Below are 19714 nucleotides of genomic sequence, written 5' to 3' on the forward strand. Positions count from 1 at the left end.
GTTTCCCAATCCGCCGATCCGCAATGTCCGATTCCTTCCGCTGGCCCGCCGGGGCCGACCCGTTCCGTTTCCTCGAAGCGCTCGACAGCAAGCGCGCCCGCACGTGGGTCGACGAGCAGAATGCGCGCACGCGCGCCGCGCTGCGCGACGACGACGCGTTTCGCACGCTCACGGCGCGTCTCGCGAAAGCATATCTGCCGCGCGAACGCCCGGTGATTCCGACCCGCTGGCGCGACTGGGCCTACGACCTGTGGCAGGACGATCTCCATCCGAAGGGGCTGTGGCGCCGCACGCGCTGGGACGACTGGCGCGCCGGCCGGCCGGCGTGGGAAACGCTGCTCGACGTCGACGCGCTCGGTGCCGAGGAGGGCGAGTCGTGGGTGTTCGAGCAGGAGGCGATCCTGTATCCGGACGGCGATCGCGTGCTGCTGTCGCTGTCGCCGGGCGGCGCCGACGCGGTCGTCGTGCGCGAATTCGATCTCGTCGAGCGCCGTTTCGTCGCCGGCGGTTTCACGATCGATGAGCCGGGGCATCACACGATCGGCTGGATCGACCGCGATACCGTCTACGTGAGCTGGGATCGCGGCGCAGCGCATGCGACCGCGGCCGGTTATCCGTATGAAGCGCGGCGCTGGGTGCGCGGCACGCCGCTTGCCGACGCGCCCGTCGTATTCCGCGGCGAACCCGACGATATCAGCGCGGGCGCGGGGTTCGATCCGATCGACAACCGCCACGTCGCATGGCGCAGCGTCGATTTCTTCGACGCGCATGCGTACCGGCTGACGGAGGCGGGCGAGTGGGCGCGCTACGACGTGCCGACGCATGTCGAGGTCGGGTTCTGGGAAGGCTGGCTCGTGCTGGAGCCGCGCCTCGACTGGGACTGCGGCGGCTTGCGCCATGCGGGCGGCTCGCTGCTCGCGATCCGCGAGCAGGCGTTCCTGGCCGGGTCGCGCGAGCTCACGACGCTGTTCGCGCCGCAACCGTCGACGTCCGCCTGCACGTGGACGCACACGCGCACGATGCTGATCGCGAGCTGGCTCGACGACGTGCACAACCGCACGATGCTGTGGCAGCCGCGGCAGGCCGACGACGGCACGTGGACGTGGGACGCGCGGCCGTTCGACTGGCCGGGCGACGCGCAGATCGACGTCGAGCCCGTCGAGTCGACGCTGAACGACGAGGTCTACGTGGACGTCGACACCTATCTCGATCCGCCCGAATGCTGGCTGGCCGATCTTGCCGATCGCGCGGCCGATGCGCCGTCGCGCCGCGTGCTGCTCGACCGGCCGCCGGTGCAGTTCGATGCGGCCGGGCTCGTCGTGCGTCGTGCAAGCGCGCGCTCGCGCGACGGCACGGTGGTGCCGTACACGCTGATCGGGCCGCGCGATGCGCTGGACGCCCTCGATGCGCCCGGCAGCGCCGCGCGCGTCGCGCGGCCGTGCCTGCTGTCGGGCTATGGCGGCTTTGCGATCCCGAACCTGCCGGGCTATAGCGATGCGTTCGGCATCGGGTGGCTCGAGCGCGGCGGCGTTTTGGCGTTCGCGCACATCCGCGGCGGCGGCGAGTTCGGGCCGCGCTGGCACGTCGACGCGCAGCGCGAACACCGGCAGCGTTCGTTCGACGACTTCATCGCGGTGGCCGAGGATCTGGCGGCTACCGGCGTGACGACCGCCGCGCAGCTCGGGATCGAGGGCGGCAGCAACGGCGGGCTGCTGGTCGCCGCGTGCATGGCGCAGCGGCCGGAGTTGTTCGGCGCGGTGCTGTGCCGCGTGCCGCTGCTCGACATGCGCCGCTATCCGAAGCTGCACGCGGGCGCCGCGTGGCTCGACGAGTACGGCGACCCGGACGATCCGCGCGAGGGCGCGGCGCTGGCCGCGTATTCGCCGTATCACCGCGTGCGCGAAGGCGTCGCGTATCCGCCGCTGCTGCTGACGACGTCGACGCGCGACGATCGCGTGCATCCCGCGCATGCGCGCAAGATGGCCGCGCGCATGCATGCGCTCGGTCACGAACGGGTGTGGTACTGGGAGAACACCGACGGCGGCCACGGCAGCGCCGACGATCTGGAACGCGCCGAATCCGACGCGGCCGAATTCGGGTTCCTGTGGGCCCATCTCGGGCCGGCGCCCGCGCGGCGCTGAACGCGCGGGCTACGGCGCGATCAGCCGACGACCGCGATGACGGGCGTGTGGTCGGACGGCTGTTCCCACGTGCGCGGCGTGCGGTCGACCTCGCACGACGCGCAGGTTGCGGCGAGCGCCGGCGACAGCAGGATATGGTCGATGCGCAGCCCCGCGTTGCGGCGGAACGCCATCATCCGGTAGTCCCACCACGTGAAGGTCTTCTCGGGTTGTTCGAAGCGGCGGAACGCATCGACGAAGCCGAGCTCGATCAGCTTCGCGAAGTGCGCGCGTTCCTGCGGCGACACGAGGTTCTGGCCTTCCCATTTCGCGGGATCGTGCACGTCGCGGTCTTCCGGCGCGATGTTGTAGTCGCCGAGCAGCGCGAGCTTCGGGTGGCGCTGCAGCTCGGTGCTCAGCCATGCGTGCAGCGCGTCGAGCCACTGCATCTTGTAGACGAACTTGTCGGAGTCGGGCGCCTGGCCGTTCGGAAAATAGGCGGACACGATGCGCACGCCGTCGATCGTCGCGGCGACCACGCGCTGCTGCGGATCGTCGAAGCCGGGGATGTTGCGCACGATGTCCGATTCGTCGACGGGCAGCGTGTCGCGCGCGAGGATCGCGACGCCGTTGTAGGTCCTCTGGCCCGTGAACCAGCTGCGGTAGCCGATCGCTTCGAGATCGGCGCGCGGAAATTTCTCGTCCGGCAGCTTCAGTTCCTGCAGGCACAGCACATCGGTGCCGCTTTGCGCGAGCCAGTCGAGCACATGCTGCTTGCGGACGTTGAGCGAGTTGACGTTCCAGGTGGCGATTTTCATGAACGGGAATGGGCGTGCGGGGTGAATGCGAAGGCCGCCATCTTACCGCGAGCACGCGGCGCGAACGCGCGCGATGCGCGACGCGGCGAAGGTGTCACGCGTCGCTCCATCGAGGAGGGGAAAGAAATTGTGACAAAAGTGTTGACGTAAGCACTCCCTCACCCTATAATTTATTTCTCTGACGCGGGGTGGAGCAGTCTGGCAGCTCGTCGGGCTCATAACCCGAAGGTCGTAGGTTCAAATCCTACCCCCGCAACCAAGCACACCAGACGATGTGCAGCGCAAGTGACCGATGCGCGCTTCGTCGACAGGAACCCGGCCTCGTGCCGGGTTTTTTGTTTTCTGCGCGCGCGTCGTTGCGTGTCGTGCCGCTATCGTGCAGCCCACTCCACGGCCGCCTTCGCATGCAGCGCGGTCGTGTCGAATACCGGCAGCGGCGAGTCGTCCGCGCCGATCAGCAGCGTGATTTCCGTACAGCCGAGGATCACGGCCTGCGCGCCGCGCTTCGCCAGTCCTTCGATGATCGTCACGTACGTCGCATGCGATTCGGGCGAGATGACGCCGTGACACAGCTCGTCGTAGATGATCCGGTGCACGTCGTCGCGCCCGCGTTCGTCGGGCACGAGCACGTCCATCCCGAACTTCCCGCGCAGCCGTTCCGCATAGAACGGCAACTCCATCGTGTAGCGCGTGCCGAGCAGCGCGACGCGCTCGACGCCCGCGTCGCGCAGCGCGGTGCCTGTCGGATCGGCGATGTGCAGGAACGGCAGCGTCACCGCGGCTTCGATCGCGTCGTGCACGCGGTGCATCGTATTGGTCGTCAGCACGACGAGATCGGCGCCGGCCGCTTCGAGCTGCCGCGCGGCGTCGGCCATCCGTTCGCCGAGCGCGGCCCAGTCGTGCGTGCGCTGCAGCGCTTCGATCTCCGCGAAATCGACCGTCACCAGCACGCTCTTCGCGTTGTGGTGTCCGCCATGCAGCGCCTTCGAGTGCCGATTGATCATCCGGTAGTACTCGGCCGACGATTCCCAGCTCATTCCGCCGATCAGTCCGATCGTCTTCATCCGTCACCTTTGCGTTTCGTGTGTCGCGGCAGACGAGTATAGGCGCCGCTCCCCGCGCACGGCCGGTACGATCCGCGCAAAGCGGGCCGGTACGGCGCAGCCGGGCGCGGCTGCACGCGACAGTTGAAACCGGCACTGTGTTTTTGTACAGTATCGGCACCGTGAACCCGACCACCATTCCGCCTGCCGATCCGCACGCACCGCCGCCGGGCGACGCGCTGCCGCGCATGCGCAAGATCATTCATTGCGATTGCGACTGCTTCTACGCGTCGGTCGAGATGCGCGACGACCCGTCGCTGCGCAACCGGCCGCTCGCGGTCGGCGGCCGGCCCGACCAGCGCGGCGTGATCGCGACCTGCAACTACGAGGCGCGGCGCTACGGCGTGCATTCGGCGATGTCGTCGGCGCTGGCGATGCGCAAGTGCCCGGACCTGCTGATCCTGCCGTCCGCGATGGACAAGTACCGCGCGGCGTCGCGGCAGATCATGGCGATCTATCGCGACTACACGCCGGATGTCGAGCCGCTGTCGCTCGACGAGGCGTACCTCGACGTCAGCGGGTCCGAGCGGTGCCAGGGCAGCGCGACGCTGATCGCGCGGGAGATCCGCCAGCGCGTGCACGACACGGTCGGCGTGACCGTGTCGGCCGGCGTCGCGCCGAACAAGTTCATCGCGAAGATCGCGTCCGACTGGAACAAGCCCGACGGCCTGTTCGTCGTGCGGCCGCACGAGATCGACGCGTTCGTCGCGGCGCTGCCGGTGCGCAAGCTGCACGGCGTCGGCAAGGTGACGGCCACGCGGCTCGACCGGCTCGGCATCCAGACCTGCGCGCAATTGCGCGACTGGCCGCTGATCGACCTGCACCGCGAATTCGGCGCGTTCGGGCGGCGGCTGTACGAGCTGTCGCGCGGGATCGACGAGCGGCCCGTGCAGGCCGACCAGGAGCGCAAATCGGTCAGCGTCGAGACGACTTACGTGACCGACCTGACGACGCTCGAGCAATGCGCGGAGGAAATCCGCCGCCTGGTCGTGCAGCTCGACGCGCGAATCGCGCGCGCGGGCGCCGCGAGGTCGATCCGCAAGCTGTACGTGAAGATCCGCTTCGCCGATTTCCAGCGCACGACGGTCGAGTGCGTGGCCGACGCGACGAATGCGGATACGGCCGTCACGCTGCTCGCGAAGGGGCTGCAGCGGCGCGCGCAGGCCGTGCGGCTGCTCGGCGTCGGCGTACGCATCGACGAGGACACGGCCGAGCGTCACGGGCAGTTCTCGCTGTTCGACGACGAATCGCCCGCACCATGAAAAAAGGCACCGCCGAAGCGGTGCCTTGCGGTGCCTTTCGATGCAGCCCGAAGGGCCGGGCGGCGCGGCGCGCTCAGTGCGCGGGCGCGGTCATCCCGTTGTGGCGCAGCAGCGCATCGATTTCCGGCTCGCGGCCGCGGAACGCCTTGAACGAATCCATTGCCGGACGGCTGCCGCCGACCTCGAGGATTTCGCGGCGATAGCGCGTGCCGGTCGCCGCGTCGAGCACGCTGCCGCTCGCGGCGGCCGCTTCCTCGAACGCCGCGTACGCGTCGGCCGACAGCACCTCGGCCCACTTGTAGCTGTAGTAGCCGGCTGCATAACCGCCCGCGAAGATATGGCTGAACGTGTTCGGCCAGCGCGAGAACGCCGCCTGCGGGATCACGTGATAGCGCTCGTTGATCTCGCGCGCGAACGCGGTTACGCCGGTCGAGCCAGCCGGGTCGAAGTCGACGTGCAGCAGCATGTCGAACATCGAGAACACGATCTGGCGCAGCGTGCCGAGCCCGCTCTGGAAATTCTTCGCGGCGATCATCTTGTCGAACAGTTCGCGCGGCAGCGTGGCGCCCGTGTCGACGTGCGACGACATCGACGACAGCACGTCCCATTCCCAGCAGAAGTTCTCCATGAACTGCGACGGCAGCTCGACCGCATCCCATTCGACGCCGTTGATGCCCGACACGCCGAGCTCGTCGACGCGCGTGAGCATGTGATGCAGCCCGTGGCCGAACTCATGGAACAGCGTGATGACTTCGTCGTGCGTGAAGCACGCGGGCTTGCCGCCGACCGGCGCCGAGAAGTTGCAGGTCAGGTACGCGACCGGCGTCTGCACGGTGCTGCCGCGCTTCGCACGCGAACGCGCGTCGTCCATCCAGGCGCCGCCGCGCTTGCCTTCGCGCGCGTACAGGTCGAGATAGAACTGCGCGACGAGCGAGCCGTCGCGGTTCTCGACGCGGAAAAAGCGCACGTCCTTGTGCCATACCGGCGCGTCGTCCGGCTCGATCCGCACGCCGAACAGCGTCTCGGTGACGGTGAACAGGCCCTTCAGCACGGCCGGCTCGGGGAAGTACTGCTTGACCTCGTTTTCCGAGAACGCATAGCGCTGCTCGCGCAGCTTTTCGGCCGCGTACGCGACGTCCCACGGCGCGAGTTCGGCGAGGCCGAGTTCCTTCGCGGCGAACGCGCGCAGTTCGTCCCAGTCCTTGTCCGCGTGCGGGCGCGCGCGCGTCGCGAGATCCTCGAGGAATGCGATCACCTGCTGCGGCGATTCGGCCATCTTCGGTGCGAGCGACACTTCGGCGAAGTTGCGGTAGCCGAGCATCTGCGCCTCTTCGCGGCGCAGCTTCAGCTCGTCGGCGACGATTGCCGTGTTGTCCCATTCGGCGTTGCCGCCGCCGTACTGCGGCCCGAGTTCCGACGCGCGCGTCGCATAGGCGCGGTAGAGCGTCTCGCGCAGCGCGCGGTTGTCCGCGTACTGCAGCACCGGGAAGTACGACGGGAAGTGCAGCGTGAATTTCCAGCCGTCCTTGCCGTCCTTCTGCGCGGCTTCGCGGGCGGCCTCGATCGCGTCGCCGGGCAGGCCGGCCAGTTCGGCGTCGTCCTGCGCGAAGTACGCGTACGCGTTGGTCGCGTCGAGCACGTGGTCGGAGAACGCCTTCGACAGCGCGGCCTGCTGTTCCTGCAGTTCCGCGAAGCGCGGCTTCTGGTCTTCGGGCAGTTCGGCGCCCGACAGGCGGAAATCTCGCAGTGCATTGTCGAGGATCTTCTTGCGCTCGGCGGACAGCGTCGCGTATTCGGCACTCGCGGCGATCGCCTTGTATTTCTCGTACAGCGCGAGATTCTGGCCGACGCTCGACCAGAACTCGGTCACGCGCGGCAGGTTCTCGCCGTACGCGGCCCGCAGCTCGGGCGTGTCGGCGACCGCGTTCAGGTGACCGACGATGCCCCATGCGCGGCCGAGCGGCTCCGTCGCCTGCTCGACCGTCTCGACGACGGCGGCCCAGGTCGACGGCGTCGCGGGCGCGCTCGCGGTGTCGACCGCGCGACTGGCTGCGTCGAGCAGCGTATCGAGCGCGGGCGTCACGTGTTCCGGACGGATTTCGCCGAAGCGGGGCAGGTCGGAGAAGTCGAGGAGCGGATTGGTGTTGGCGCTGGCGGACATAAGACTCCCTGTCTGTTGCCGGATGAACCGGGATGAAAAGGGTAACGGCGCGATGGCGCCCGATACCGACATTATTGGGGCGCATCGTGCGCTTTCCAATCGTTAGTTTCTAACGGCGCGATTGACGCAGGGTCGGATGCGGGGCGGAAAGCCGTCGGGCAACGTGCGGCTGGCGTGGTGCAGCCGGCGCGGTGCGGCTGGCGAGACGCCGGCGCACGAAAACCGCGCGCCGGCTGAACGGGCGGGGGGTCAGGCGGCCGCGGCGGCAGCGCGCTCGGCAGCTTCGATCGTGTTGATCAGCAGCATCGTGATGGTCATCGGGCCGACGCCGCCCGGCACCGGCGTGATGTGGCCGGCGACTTCCTTCACGCCCGCGAAGTCGACGTCGCCGCACAGCTTGCCTGCGTCGTCGCGGTTCATGCCGACGTCGATCACCGTCGCGCCGGGCTTCACCATGTCGGCCGTCAGGATGTTGCGCTTGCCGACCGCGGCGACCACGATATCGGCCTGCCGCGTGTGCGCGGCGAGGTCGCGCGTCTTGCTGTGGCAGATCGTCACGGTCGCGCCGGCTTCGAGCAGCAGCATCGCCATCGGCTTGCCGACGATGTTCGAGCGGCCGATCACGACCGCGTTCGCGCCCTGCAGCGCGATGTCGTGCGCAGCGAACATCTTCATCACACCGTACGGCGTGCACGGGCGGAACAGCGGCTTGCCGGTCATCAGCGCGCCGGCGTTCGCGACGTGAAAGCCGTCGACGTCCTTCTCCGGCGCGATCGCCTCGATCACCTTGTGGCTGTCGATGTGCGCGGGCAGCGGCAACTGCACGAGGATGCCGTGGATCTTCGGGTCGCGGTTCAGCTCGTCGATGCGCGCGAGCAGGTCGGCTTCCGACAGCGTGGCCGGGTACGTATCCTTCAGCGAGAAGAAACCGTTGTCCTCGCACGCCTTGATCTTGTTGCGCACGTAGACTTCGCTCGCCGGGTTCTCGCCGACGAGGATCACCGCGAGGCCGGGCTGGTGGCCGCGTGCGGTCAGGGCGGCGGCGCGTTCAGCGGCCTGCGCGCGCAAGGTCTTCGAAAGGGCGTTGCCGTCGATGAGGAGGGCTGTCATGGTGGTGGGTCCTGCCGGGAAGTTGGAATGCGTGCGTACGGCACCGAAGCGCCGCAGCAAAACACGCAATTATACCGTTCGCCTGCTGCCGTCCGACAGCGAATCAGCAGGAAGCGTCATGACCGCGGCGCTCGCGCGCCGGGAGGAAAGGCCGCCGCCGCGCGAGTGGGCCGCATCGCGCGGGGCGGCTACGGGCCGGGCGGGCAGTGCCGCCGCGGCCGGCGAACGCTCAGGCCTGTTTCTTCGACAGCGCGAGGCGCAGCAGGTCGGCCACCGTGTTGACGTTGAGCTTTTCCATGATGTTCGCGCGGTGCGCTTCGACCGTCTTGATGCTGATGCCGAGGTCGTCGGCGATCTGCTTGTTCAGGCGGCCCGCGATGATCCGTTCGAGCACCTGCTGCTCGCGCGCGGTCAGCTTCGACAGGCGTTCGCTCGCGGCACGCTGTTCCTGGACGCTCTTGCTTTCGCTTCGGGCCTTGTCGAGCATCCGCTCGACGAGCTTGCGCAGCTCGGCTTCGTCGAACGGTTTCTCGATAAAGTCCATCGCACCCTTTTTCATCGTCGATACGGCCATCGGCACGTCGCCGTGACCGGTGACGAAGATGATCGGCAGCGCGGCGTTGTCGGCGATCAGGCGCTCCTGCAGTTCGAGGCCGCTCATGCCCGACATCCGCACGTCGAGGATCAGGCATGCGATCTGGCCGGCCTGCTGCGCAGGCTGGTATGCATCGAGGAATTGTTCGGCGCTCGAGAAGCATTGCACGCGATAGCCGTTCGCCTCCAGCAGCCAGCGCAGCGAGTCCCGTACGGCCTCGTCGTCGTCGACGACAAAGACGGTTTCCTGAGTGGTGGTGACAGGGCTATTCATAGTTCTCCCGTAACGGTATGTGATGCCGATGCCTCGCGCCCCCCTCGGCCGAGATCAGCGGGTTCCCCAATGGGCAGGCTGCAGTGGAACGTCGCGCCGGAAATGCGGCCATCCGGCTCGACGTTGTTGACCACCCACAGACGCCCCCGATGCGATTCGATGATCGAACGGCAGATGTTCAGCCCCATGCCCATGCCATCGGACTTGGTGCTGTAAAACGGTTCGAACAGGCGTTCGGCGGTCGCTTCGTCGACGCCCGGACCCTGGTCGATCACGCGGATGTCGACGAAGCCCGCATCGATGTCGGCGACGACGCGGATCACGCCGTCCGCCGACGCCGGCTTCACGTCGGCCATCGCCTCGGCCGCGTTCTTCATCAGGTTCATCAGCACCTGCTCGATCAGCACGGGGTCGACATAAATAATAGGCATTCTTGCGAGGATTTCCGTGACGATCCGGATCCTGCGCTTCCTGGCCTCGATTTCGGCGAGCCCGACCGCGTCGGCGACGATGTCCGCGACGCGCGCCGGCTGGCGCTTCGGCTCGCTGCGCTTCACGAATTCGCGGATCCGCTTGACGATCATCCCTGCCCGCAGCGCCTGCTGCGCGGTCTTTTCCAGCGCGGGCTGCAGCGTCTCGGGCGTGCCGCGGCCGCTCTTGACCAGCGCGAGCGTGCCCGAGCAGTAGTTGTTGATCGCGGCGAGCGGCTGGTTCAATTCGTGAGCAATCGACGACGCCATTTCACCCATCGTCATCAATCGGCTCGTGAACTGCAGCTTCTCCTCCTGCTGGTGCGCGAGTTCCTGCGCCTTCTTGCGGGTCGTGATGTCGGTCGCGATCTGCATCTGCGCGAGGTGGCCGTCCACCCACTGGATGTACTGGCGGCGCACCTCGAACCATTTCTGGATGCTCTCGACGTACACCTCCTGCGCATCGGCGGTGCTGCTCGTCAGCGCGGCGGCCGGCAGGCCCGCGAACGCATCGACCATGTCGATCGAGTCGGACGATGCCTGCGCGCGGTCGAAGCCGCCGCCCGACAGCTCGAGATGGCCGTCCGGGCGGATGCCGAACAAGTGGCGGTAGTAGCGGTTCGCGAACAGCAGCTCGGCCTCGTCGGCGGCCAGCACCGACACCGCGGCGTCGAGGCTTTCGAGCACCGTCGTGAAGCGCTCGTGCGCGGCCGCGAGTTCCTCGCGCGCGCGCTTCGGCTCGGTGATGTCGGTCATCGACGACATCCAGCCGGTCTGGCGGCCGGAACTGTCGATCAGCGGCGATACGTACAGGCGCGCATGGAACAGCGTGCCGTTCTTGCGCCGCACGCGCAGCTCGAACCCCGAGCTCGGCGCCTTGCCGCGCAGCGTCATGTCGAGCTGGCGCTGCATTTCCGGGTAAGCGTCGCGCGGCCAGTACGGGAACGGCGCGACCTTGCCGACGAGGTCGGTTTCGTCCCAGCCGGTCATCCGGCAGAACGCGGGGTTCACGTGCGTGATGCGGCCGTGCATGTCGAGCACGCGCATGCCGATCAGCACCGAGTTCTCCATTGCGCGGCGGAAGAACGCCTCCGCGTACAGCGCCTGCTGCGCCTCGAAGCGCTGGCGCGTGTGCTTCCACAGGCTCCAGAGGCTCCACAGCACGAAGCACGACAGCCCCGCGACGAGCCACACGAGCGTGTTGTTGGTCAGGTTCGTGAGTTGCGGGAACGCGTACACGCGCACGGTCAGCCCCTGGCCGGGCGGATCGAGCGGCAGGTCGTAGTGCGAGTCGCGCGGCAGGCGCGGGCGCGTCGACGTGGACGACAGCTCGCGGTTGTTCGAGTCGGTGATCGAGATCTTGTACTTCGACGACAGCTCCTGCGGGATGTCGTGCTTCAGGATGCCTTCGACCGAGAACACCGCGGCGATCGAGCCGAGATATTCGCGGTCGCCGCGCATCACCGGCGTCTGCAGCGTGATGAAGCCGTTGCCGAAGTCGTCGTAGATCAGCGGCGAATAGGCCTGGCGGCGCGTGCTGCGCGCTTCGTCGTAGGCGCCGCGCACGGCGTCCTGCATCTGCGCGTCGCCGGGCTTCGCGAGCCGCTGGCCGAGCAGCGGCGGATGCACGGCCGGCCAGCGCTGCACGCCGGGGGAGGTGTACCAGTTCAGGTAGAGGATTTCCGGATGCGTCTGCATCACGTCCGCGACGGCCATCTGGAACGCGTTCTGGTCGAGGCGGCCCGACGCGAGATCGCGCGACAGCGCCTGGAGCTGTTCCTGCGCGCCCGTCATCGACAGGCGGATCTGCTGCTGCGCCCACGCGACGTTACGGAAGAGGGTGTCTTCCTGCTGCTGCTGTTCGCGGCGATTGAGGCTCCACAGGATGAGGCTCATCACCACGAGGAACACGAGGATCGACAGCAGCGGCGTCAGCAAATAGGAATTGGACCACCACGGTCCGTGGTGCCAACGGGACGGCTGCGACTCCGCCGGCGGGCCCGACGGTCGCGCCGAGCGTGCGAAAAGCCGATCGGTCAACATGGCAGGATTGTAGCGCAGCGCAATACATGGAAAACCCATACCGGATATGTTGAACGGAAACGGATTTATGCCGCCGGGACGTGCCGCAGAGCCCCGAAGCATGGGTGCGGCGCAGCAATATTCCGTATTATGAGAAAAGATCTCACGATTCGAAAATTTTGTTGCGCAGGCCTGCGCACGCTCATTACAATCCGCTGGAGCTTGCCCGCAGCCGGTCGCGTCGCGTCGTCTGCACGAGAGCGATCCTCACATTCCAGGACCCAGGAGACGAGAATGTCCGCTGTACCGAACGAAGTGATGAAATATGTCGCCGCCGAACATGACGACGACCCGCAAGAAACCGTCGAGTGGCTGGAGTCGCTCGATGGCGTGATCTCCTCCGTGGGCACCGGCCGCGCGCACTACCTGATCGAAAAGCAGATCGAGTTCGCCCGCATGCACGGCGAGCACCTGCCGTTCTCCGCGAATACCCCGTACATCAACACGATTCCGGTCGAAGCCCAGGCGAAGATTCCGGGCGACCAGGACATCGAGCACCGCATCCGTTCGTACACGCGCTGGAACGCGCTGGCGATGGTGCTGCGCGCTGGCAAGGACACGAACGTCGGCGGCCACATCGCATCGTTTGCGTCGGCCGCGACGCTCTACGACGTCGGCTACAATCACTTCTGGCACGCAGCGTCCGACCAGCACGGCGGCGATCTCGTGTTCGTGCAGGGCCACTCGTCGCCGGGCGTGTATTCGCGCGCGTTCCTGCTCGGCCGCCTGAAGGAAGAGCAGCTCGACAACTTCCGCCAGGAAGTCGACGGCAACGGCATTTCGTCGTACCCGCACCCGTGGCTGATGCCGGACTTCTGGCAGTTCCCGACCGTGTCGATGGGTCTCGGCCCGATCATGGCGATCTACCAGGCGCGCTTCATGAAGTACCTGCAGGCGCGCGGCATCGCGACGACGGAAGGCCGCAAGGTGTGGGCGTTCCTCGGCGACGGCGAGACGGACGAACCGGAATCGCTCGGCGCGATCGGGATGGCGAGCCGCGAGAAGCTCGACAACCTCGTGTTCGTGATCAACTGCAACCTGCAGCGTCTCGACGGCCCGGTGCGCGGCAACGGCAAGATCATCCAGGAACTCGAATCGGAATTCCGCGGCGCCGGCTGGAACGTGATCAAGGTCATCTGGGGCAGCCGCTGGGATGCGCTGTTCGCGCGCGACAAGACGGGCGCGCTGATGCGCCGCATGATGGAAGTCGTCGACGGCGAATATCAGACGTACAAGTCGGAATCGGGCGCGTTCGTCCGCGAGCACTTCTTCAACTCGCCTGAGCTGAAGGCGCTGGTCGCCGACTGGTCGGACGACGACATCTGGGCGCTGAACCGCGGCGGCCACGATCCGCACAAGATCTATGCGGCGTTCCACGAAGCCAGCAACACGAAGGGCGCGCCGACCGTCATCCTCGCGAAGACCATCAAGGGCTACGGGATGGGCGAGTCGGGCCAGGCGATGAACATCACGCACCAGCAGAAGAAACTGCCGGTCGAGCAACTGAAGAAGTTCCGTGACCAGTTCCGCCTGCCGATCAGCGACGAGCAGATCGCCGACGTGCCGTACCTGAAGTTCGAGGAAGGTTCGAAGGAGCTCGAATACATGCGCAAGCAGCGCATGGACCTCGGCGGCTACCTGCCGCACCGCCGCGAGAAGGCGACGTCGCTGCCGGTGCCGGCGCTCGACGCGTTCGAGCCGCTGCTGAAGGGCACGGGTGAAGGCCGCGAGATCTCGACGACGATGGCGTTCGTGCGGATTCTGAACATCCTGCTGAAGGACAAGGCGCTCGGCAAGCGCGTCGTGCCGATCGTCCCGGACGAATCGCGCACGTTCGGCATGGAAGGCCTGTTCCGCCAGATCGGCATCTGGAACCAGGAAGGCCAGAAGTACGTGCCGGAAGATTCCGACCAGCTGATGTTCTACAAGGAATCGCAAACCGGCCAGATCCTGCAGGAAGGCATCAACGAAGCGGGCGGCATGTGCGACTGGATCGCGGCAGCGACGTCGTACTCGACGCACGGCGAGATCATGGTGCCGTTCTACATCTTCTACTCGATGTTCGGCTTCCAGCGGATCGGCGATCTCGCATGGGCCGCGGGCGACATGCGCTCGCGCGGCTTCCTGCTCGGCGGTACCGCGGGCCGCACGACGCTGAACGGCGAAGGCCTGCAGCACGAAGACGGCCACTCGCTCCTGTGGGCGGCATCGGTGCCGAACTGCGTGAGCTACGACCCGACCTTCGGCTACGAACTGGCCGTGATCATCCAGGACGGCCTGCGCCGCATGGTGCAGGACCAGGAAGACGTGTACTACTACATCACGGTGATGAACGAGAACTACGAGCACCCGGCGATTCCGCAGGGCGAGCACGTGGCGGCCGACATCATCAAGGGCATGTACGCGTTCAGGAAGGCCGACGCCGACAAGAAGGCGCCGCGCGTCCAGTTGCTCGGCGCGGGCACGATCTTCAACGAAGTGATCGCCGCCGCCGACCTGCTGAAGAACGACTGGGGCGTCGCCGCCGACCTGTGGAGCGTGCCGAGCTTCACCGAGCTCGCGCGCGAAGGTCACCAGGTCGAGCGCTGGAACCTGCTCCATCCGACCGAGGAGCGTCGCCTGTCGCACGTGCAGAAGTGCCTGAAGGACACGCAGGGCCCGGTCATCGCATCGACCGACTACGTCCGCGCGCTGGTCGACCAGATTCGCGGCCAGATCGATCGCCGCTTCGTCGTGCTGGGCACGGACGGCTTCGGCCGCTCGGATACCCGCGAGAAGCTGCGTCACTTCTTCGAGGTCGACCGTCACTGGGTCACCGTCGCTGCGCTCAACGCGCTGGCCGACGAAGGCACGATCGAGCGCAAGGTGGTCGCGGACGCGATCGCCAAGTACAACCTCGATCCGTCCAAGCCCAACCCGATGACCGTTTAACGCACACGCCGTGTGATGTCGCGCGTCGCTTCCGCGAGGAGCGCGCGCGGCCATGGAGACAGATACAGATGAGTCAAGCGATCGAAGTGAAGGTGCCGGATATCGGCGATTACAAGGACGTGCCCGTCATCGAGGTGCTCGTGAAGGCGGGCGACACGGTCGAGCCCGAGCAGTCGCTCGTCACGCTCGAGTCCGACAAGGCGACGATGGACGTCCCGAGCCCCGCGGCGGGCACGGTCAAGGAAGTGAAGGTGAAGGTGGGTGACTCGGTGTCGGAAGGCACGCTGATCATCCTGCTCGAAGGCGGCGCGGCCGCACAGCCGAACGGCGCGGCTGCGCCGGCTGCAGCCCCGGCTCCGGCGGCAGCGCCGGCACCGGCCGCAGCAGCACCGGCTGCCGCACCGGCAGCGGCCGGCGGCACGCTCGAAGTGAAGGTGCCCGACATCGGCGACTACAAGGACGTCCCGGTGATCGAGATCGGCGTGAAGGTCGGCGACACGGTCGAGAAGGAGCAGTCGCTCGTCACGCTCGAATCGGACAAGGCGACGATGGACGTGCCGAGCCCGGCTGCGGGCGTCGTGAAGGACATCAAGGTGAAGGTCGGCGATTCGGTGTCGGAAGGCACGCTGATCGTGCTGCTCGAAGCCGCAGGCGCACCGGCTGCCGCTCCGCAGGCGAGCGCACCGGCTCCGGCCGCTGCTGCACCTGCCCCGGCGCCCGCCGCCGCACCCGCGAAGGCTGCGCCGGCACCGGCACCGGCACCGGCTGCGGCCGCGGCCGCGGCCGCGGCGCCGTCGGGCGAATACCGCGCCAGCCATGCTTCGCCGTCGGTGCGCAAGTTCGCGCGCGAACTCGGCGTCGAAGTCGCACGCGTGCAGGGTTCGGGTCCGAAGGGCCGCATCACGAAGGACGACGTCACCGGCTTCGTGAAGGGCGTGATGACGGGCCAGCGCGCAGCGCCGGGCGCGGCAGCGGCCGCGCCGGCAGGCGGCGGCGAGCTGAACCTGCTGCCCTGGCCGAAGGTCGACTTCTCGAAGTTCGGCCCGTTCGAGGCGAAGCCGCTGTCGCGCATCAAGAAGATCTCGGGCGCGAACCTGCATCGCAACTGGGTGATGATCCCGCACGTCACGAACAACGACGAAGCGGACATCACCGATCTCGAGGCGCTGCGCGTCCAGTTGAACAAGGAGCACGAGAAGGCGGGCGTGAAGTTCACGATGCTCGCGTTCGTGATCAAGGCGGTCGTTGCCGCGCTGAAGAAATTCCCGACCTTCAACGCGAGCCTCGACGGCGACAACCTCGTGTTCAAGCAGTACTTCCACGTCGGTTTCGCCGCCGATACGCCGAACGGCCTCGTCGTGCCGGTGATCCGCGATGCGGACAAGAAGGGTCTCGTCGATATCGCGAAGGAAATGAGCGACCTGTCGAAGGCCGCGCGCGACGGCAAGCTGAAGCCGGACCAGATGCAGGGCGGCTGCTTCTCGATCTCGTCGCTCGGCGGGATCGGCGGGACGAACTTCACGCCGATCATCAACGCGCCGGAAGTGGCGATCCTCGGGTTGTCGCGCGGGCAGATGAAGCCGGTGTGGGACGGCAAGCAGTTCGTGCCGCGTCTCATGCTGCCGCTGTCGCTGTCGTATGACCATCGCGTGATCGATGGCGCGGAAGCCGCGCGGTTCAATGCGTATCTCGGCGCGTTGCTCGGCGATTTCCGGCGCATCGTTCTTTGATGAGCGGGGAGGGGCTCGCGGGGGCGTGGGGTTTATGTTGGTTATCCACGCTTTGTCGTTGAACTGGCTTTCCTGACGGTCTGCTAGCGTCGCCCCTGCGCGGGGCGGCGGTCACTTTTCTTTGTCTTCCAAAGAAAAGTAACCAAAAGAAAGGCGCGTCCTTGGGCGGACGGCAAAGGTGGTCCTGCCCAGCGTCACGGTCTTTCTTTTGCCAGGCCGTAGTTCGCTCGCGAGTTTCTCCCCCCTCTGTCTGCAGCTAATCAAGAAGGGGACAGTAATGAGTCTCATCGAAGTCAAGGTTCCGGATATCGGCGATTTCAGCGGCGTCGATGTCATCGAAGTCAACGTGCAGCCGGGCGACGTGATCGAAAAAGAGCAGACGCTCATCACGCTCGAATCGGACAAAGCCTCCATGGAAGTGCCCAGCGACGTCGCCGGCACCGTCAAGGAAGTCAAGGTCAAGGCCGGCGAGAAAGTCTCGCAAGGCACCGTCATCGCCATCGTCGAAGCAACGGCCGCCGCCGCCGCACCCGCGAAAGCACCCGAACCGGCCAAGCCCGCAGCGGCTGCTCCGGCACCGGCCGCAGCCGCGCCCGCGCCGCAAGCCGGCAGCTACGCCGGCGCAGTCGACATCGAATGCGACATGCTCGTGCTCGGCGCCGGCCCCGGCGGCTACTCGGCGGCGTTCCGCGCAGCCGATCTCGGCATGAAGACGGTGCTCGTCGAACGCTACCCGACGCTCGGCGGCGTGTGCCTGAACGTGGGCTGCATCCCGTCGAAGGCGCTGCTGCACACGGCGCTCGTCATCGACGAAGCCGAGGCGCTCGCGTCGCACGGCATCACGTTCGGCAAGCCGCAGGTCGATCTCGACAAGCTGCGCGACTTCAAGGGCGGCGTCGTCAAGAAGCTGACGACGGGCCTCGCCGGCATGGCGAAGGCGCGCAAGGTCGAAGTCGTCACGGGCGTCGGCGCGTTCGTCGATCCGTATCACATGGAAGTGCAGGGCGAAAACGGCAAGAAGGTCGTCAAGTTCAAGCAGGCGATCATCGCCGCGGGCTCTCAGGCCGTGAAGCTGCCGTTCATGCCGGAAGACCCGCGGGTCGTCGATTCGACGGGCGCGCTCGAACTGCGCCAGCTGCCGAAGCGCATGCTCGTGATCGGCGGCGGCATCATCGGCCTCGAAATGGCGACGGTGTACGCAACGCTCGGTGCCGAGATCGACGTCGTCGAAATGATGGACGGCCTGATGATGGGCGCGGACCGCGATCTCGTGAAGGTCTGGGAAAAGTACAACGCGAAGCGCTTCGGCAACGTGATGCTGAAGACCAAGACGGTCGGCGCGGAAGCGAAGGAAGACGGCATCTACGTGAAGTTCGAGGGCGAGAAGGCGCCGGCGGAAGCGCAGCGCTACGACCTCGTGCTCGTCGCGGTGGGCCGCAGCCCGAACGGCAAGAAGATCGGCGCCGACAAGGCAGGCGTTGCCGTCACGGATCGCGGCTTCATCGACGTCGACAAGCAGATGCGCACGAACGTCCCGCACATCTTCGCGATCGGCGATGTCGTCGGCCAGCCGATGCTCGCGCACAAGGCCGTGCATGAAGGCCACGTCGCAGCGGAAGCCGCGCACGGCGAGAAGGCGTACTTCGACGCACTGCAGATCCCGTCGGTGGCGTACACCGATCCGGAAGTGGCGTGGGCCGGCAAGACGGAAGACCAGTGCAAGGCCGAAGGCATCAAGTACGGCAAGGCCGTGTTCCCGTGGGCCGCTTCGGGCCGCGCGATCGCGAACGGCCGCGACGAAGGTTTCACGAAACTGATCTTCGACGAGGAAACCCATCGCGTGATCGGCGGCGGCATCGTCGGGCTGAACGCGGGCGACCTGATCAGCGAAGTGTGCCTCGCCGTCGAGATGGGCGCGGACGCGGAAGACATCGGCAAGACGATCCATCCGCACCCGACGCTCGGCGAATCGGTCGGCATGGCCGCCGAACTGTACGAAGGTGTCTGTACGGACCTGCCGCCGCAACGCAAGAAGTAACGCGACCGGCACGGCCGCTCCTGTACCGGCCATGAAAAAACGCCGCCGCCCGGGCAATCCAGGCGGCGGCGTTTTCTTTTGCTCGCGGCCGGCGCGGCGCTCGAACGGCCGTTCGAGCGTAGCGAACGGCTGCCGGTTCGCGCCGTTTCCGGCGCCGGAAACGAAAAAGCCGCGCTGGGCGCGGCTCTTTCAGGAGCAGGGGACGCTTACGCGGCCGGCTTGCTCGAACGACGCGCAGCGGCGGCGGTGGCAGCCTTCGTTGCGACGGCAGCAGCAGCGTTGAAGTTCGTTTCGGCGATCTCGACGGCTTGCTTCGTTGCCTTCTGAACCGTTTCGTACGTGGTGTTCGCAGCGTTCAGTGCCGACTTCAGCGCGGCGACAGCCGTTTCCGAACCGGCCGGAGCGTTCTTCGCGACGTTGTCGACGAGTGCCTGGACCTTCTTGTTCTGCTCTTCGAATTGCGCTTCGGCAACCTTCGTGAATTCGGCTTGCGTCGACGATGCGATTTCGTACAGGTGACGGCCGTACGACAGCACCTTTTCCGCGACCGGCTGCGACAGGCTCGCTTGCAGCGCGATCAGTTCCTGAGCGTCCTTCACCGACAGCAGACGCTGTGCGTTTTCCTGGCTCTCGACCAGCGTCGACTTCACGACCTGCAGGTTCAATTCGATCAGCTTTTCGACGCCTTCGAACGCCTTGGTCGTCAGACCGAACAGGCTTTCGAGGTTGGCTTTCTGTGCGGCGGCGATTTGCTCGGGGGTCAGCAAGGACATGTCAAGCTCCTGAAAAGCGATCGCGTCGATCGCAGGGTAAGGGGCACTACGATGGGGAAACTCGGATGCGCGTGCTTTGTGCAACGCAGCAATGAAACATATTTTAGGGCAGAGAAAACGGATGTCAAGTATTTTTTGTGCGTTGCACAATCGTGACAAATTATCGATAAAACAATGAGTTATCATGGCCGTTCGGAATCGGTTTCACGCTCGATCCCAAATGGTGCGCACGGGCGCGGGGCAGGCGC

12 protein-coding genes and 1 tRNA gene are annotated in these 19714 nt (G+C 66.5%); 6 read left to right on the plus strand and 7 right to left on the minus strand.

All coding sequences use genetic code 11. The annotated features are described in order from the left end of the window. Nucleotides 1-23: 23 nt before the first annotated feature. Entirely contained in the window at nucleotides 24-2141 is a 2118-nt protein-coding gene (locus tag AC3WLY_RS26975; RefSeq protein WP_492309314.1) for a prolyl oligopeptidase family serine peptidase, read from the plus strand. A 20-nt stretch (nucleotides 2142-2161) separates the two neighbouring features. Here the strand turns inward: AC3WLY_RS26975 and xth are convergent, their stop codons facing one another. After that, nucleotides 2162-2938 carry an exodeoxyribonuclease III gene (gene xth / locus AC3WLY_RS26980; protein ID WP_492309313.1) on the minus strand — a complete coding sequence of 259 codons (777 nt, stop codon included), beginning with the start codon at nucleotides 2936-2938 and terminating at the stop codon, nucleotides 2162-2164. 182 nt (nucleotides 2939-3120) lie between these two features. Between xth and AC3WLY_RS26985 the strand changes: the two genes are divergently transcribed. Continuing rightward, nucleotides 3121-3197, plus strand: a tRNA-Met gene (locus AC3WLY_RS26985). 112 nt (nucleotides 3198-3309) lie between these two features. On the opposite strand, the gene AC3WLY_RS26990 is transcribed toward AC3WLY_RS26985, so the two are convergent. Then, nucleotides 3310-4002 carry an aspartate/glutamate racemase family protein gene (locus tag AC3WLY_RS26990; protein ID WP_425131663.1) on the minus strand — a complete coding sequence of 231 codons (693 nt, stop codon included), beginning with the start codon at nucleotides 4000-4002 and terminating at the stop codon, nucleotides 3310-3312. A 137-nt stretch (nucleotides 4003-4139) separates the two neighbouring features. On the opposite strand from AC3WLY_RS26990, the gene dinB reads away from it, so the two are divergent. After that, on the plus strand, nucleotides 4140-5303 hold the full coding sequence (gene dinB, locus AC3WLY_RS26995; protein ID WP_034183544.1) for a DNA polymerase IV: 1164 nt from the start codon (nucleotides 4140-4142) through the stop codon (nucleotides 5301-5303). Between the two features lie 73 nt (nucleotides 5304-5376). Here the strand turns inward: dinB and AC3WLY_RS27000 are convergent, their stop codons facing one another. The 4 genes from AC3WLY_RS27000 to fixL all read right to left on the minus strand — a co-directional run bounded on the left by AC3WLY_RS27000 (nucleotide 5377) and on the right by fixL (nucleotide 11955). Beyond that, on the minus strand, nucleotides 5377-7464 hold the full coding sequence (locus AC3WLY_RS27000) for a M3 family metallopeptidase (protein WP_175961260.1): 2088 nt from the start codon (nucleotides 7462-7464) through the stop codon (nucleotides 5377-5379). A 249-nt stretch (nucleotides 7465-7713) separates the two neighbouring features. Further along, on the minus strand, nucleotides 7714-8574 hold the full coding sequence (folD, locus tag AC3WLY_RS27005; RefSeq protein WP_175961259.1) for a bifunctional methylenetetrahydrofolate dehydrogenase/methenyltetrahydrofolate cyclohydrolase FolD: 861 nt from the start codon (nucleotides 8572-8574) through the stop codon (nucleotides 7714-7716). Between the two features lie 229 nt (nucleotides 8575-8803). Further along, nucleotides 8804-9442, minus strand: a complete 639-nt coding sequence (gene fixJ, locus AC3WLY_RS27010) for an oxygen response regulator transcription factor FixJ (RefSeq protein ID WP_006493245.1) — start codon at nucleotides 9440-9442, stop codon at nucleotides 8804-8806. Then, on the minus strand, nucleotides 9439-11955 hold the full coding sequence (gene fixL / locus AC3WLY_RS27015; protein ID WP_310141613.1) for an oxygen sensor histidine kinase FixL: 2517 nt from the start codon (nucleotides 11953-11955) through the stop codon (nucleotides 9439-9441). Before fixL ends, fixJ begins: the two co-directional genes overlap by 4 nt. Before the next feature lie 273 nt (nucleotides 11956-12228). On the opposite strand from fixL, the gene aceE reads away from it, so the two are divergent. The 3 genes from aceE to lpdA all read left to right on the plus strand — a co-directional run bounded on the left by aceE (nucleotide 12229) and on the right by lpdA (nucleotide 18693). Then, entirely contained in the window at nucleotides 12229-14925 is a 2697-nt protein-coding gene (aceE, locus tag AC3WLY_RS27020) for a pyruvate dehydrogenase (acetyl-transferring), homodimeric type (RefSeq protein WP_175961257.1), read from the plus strand. Nucleotides 14926-14993: 68 nt separating this feature from the next. Further along, nucleotides 14994-16655, plus strand: coding sequence for a dihydrolipoyllysine-residue acetyltransferase (gene aceF / locus AC3WLY_RS27025; RefSeq protein ID WP_492332732.1), 1662 nt, complete (start codon nucleotides 14994-14996; stop codon nucleotides 16653-16655). Nucleotides 16656-16932: 277 nt separating this feature from the next. Continuing rightward, nucleotides 16933-18693 (plus strand): dihydrolipoyl dehydrogenase, encoded by a 1761-nt coding sequence (gene lpdA / locus AC3WLY_RS27030; protein ID WP_492309310.1) that lies wholly within the window; start codon nucleotides 16933-16935, stop codon nucleotides 18691-18693. Nucleotides 18694-18899: 206 nt separating this feature from the next. On the opposite strand, the gene AC3WLY_RS27035 is transcribed toward lpdA, so the two are convergent. After that, the gene (locus AC3WLY_RS27035; RefSeq protein WP_034183551.1) at nucleotides 18900-19466 is read right to left on the minus strand and encodes a phasin family protein; all 567 of its coding nucleotides are present in this window, start codon (nucleotides 19464-19466) and stop codon (nucleotides 18900-18902) included. Nucleotides 19467-19714 lie beyond the last annotated feature (248 nt).

The organism is Burkholderia sp. FW306-1C-G01B, from assembly GCF_058781685.1.